The following is a 408-nucleotide window of genomic DNA, read 5'->3' on the forward strand; positions in this document are numbered from 1 at the left end:
TAATAATAGGTTTTAGTAAAATTTTGGATTTGAATTCAGAAGTATACTACGCAGTATTACATAAAAAAGAAAAGTATAAAACTATTAGTCAGATGATGATTTCAAAATCAATATTAATTATTTTAGCATTTTCATTTTCACTATTTATAACTAATAACGTTATTATCAGTTTAATTATTCAAGTGGTCATTCAAGGAATGTTTTTATATATTATTGAAAGAAGAAGTCTTAAGTATTTAGAATTTTCTAACTTTAAATATCCATGGAAAGTATATTTGAATGTACTTTTAATTGGTTTACCGTTAGGTTTTGTACAACTTCTAAATTCATATAATATATTGATACCACGCTACATAATCGAGCATAAATTAACTTTAGATTTAGTTGGTATTTTTGCTTCAATAAGTT

General features: G+C 22.8%; 1 protein-coding gene. It reads left to right on the forward strand.

Annotation, left to right across the window (positions count from 1 at the left end; genetic code table 11):
• Positions 1-23 precede the first annotated feature (23 nt).
• Positions 24-408 (forward strand): hypothetical protein (locus ACF91D_RS32195; RefSeq protein WP_392438770.1); only part of this gene is annotated, 385 nt, incomplete at its 3' end.

Source organism: Staphylococcus sp. 231237_7MaSpsaltlick, from assembly GCF_043107035.1.